Raw genomic sequence first — 664 nt, 5'->3', positions numbered from 1 at the left:
TGTCGCCCCCGCGCCAGCCGCGACGGGCGCCTGACGCGCCCGGCGCCCCCTCCGGGCCGCAGCCGCTGCTCTTCCCCGGCGGCGCGCGGGGAGTGCAGCTCGGCGAGGAGTACCTGGCCGATCTCGCCGACCTGGTGTGGACCCCGTGCCCAGGCCGCCAGGCGCCGCCGCTCGGGGGCAGGCGGGAGTTCGACCCTGACGAGCTCAAAAGGCCCACGCTGTTCGAGTCGACGCTGATCACGCTCATGTCGCGGCCGTTCGCGTGGCTGGTGGTGGCCGAGCCGACCGACCTGCTGGACGCCGAGGTGGCCCACCTGCGCACGCAGCTCAACGTCCTGAGGCAGTACGGCGACGCCTCCGAACGCTCCCGCTTCGACGCCGAGCGGGCCGAGCGCCGTATGCAGGAGCTCGACGCCTTCCGCGAGGCCGGGCTGTGGAACGTACGGGTGCTGGCCGGCGGCGCGACGGCCGACGAGCTGCGGCAGATCGCGCCCGTGCTGGTCGGCTCGGTCGAGATGAGCCACCACCCCTACCGCCTGCGCAGCGCCCAGGGCGCGGTCTACCCGCTGTCGCAGGCGCTCACCATCGCCATGCAGGACCCGTCCGACGGCGCCGCCGCGCCGTTCGCCGCCACCGCGGGCGCGCTCGCGGCCCTGGCCGGGCT

At 75.8% G+C, this 664-nt stretch carries 1 pseudogene; it reads left to right on the top strand.

The window, feature by feature from the left end:
- Positions 1-664, top strand: a pseudogene (locus DQW85_RS21825) (ATP-binding protein); the annotation flags it as partial.

It is taken from the genome of Nonomuraea lactucae (assembly GCF_003313395.1).
Classification (GTDB): Bacteria; Actinomycetota; Actinomycetes; order Streptosporangiales; family Streptosporangiaceae; genus Nonomuraea; species Nonomuraea lactucae.
The sequence above is the reverse complement of the archived record's forward strand: the minus strand, read 5'-3'. Positions and strand labels throughout refer to the sequence as shown.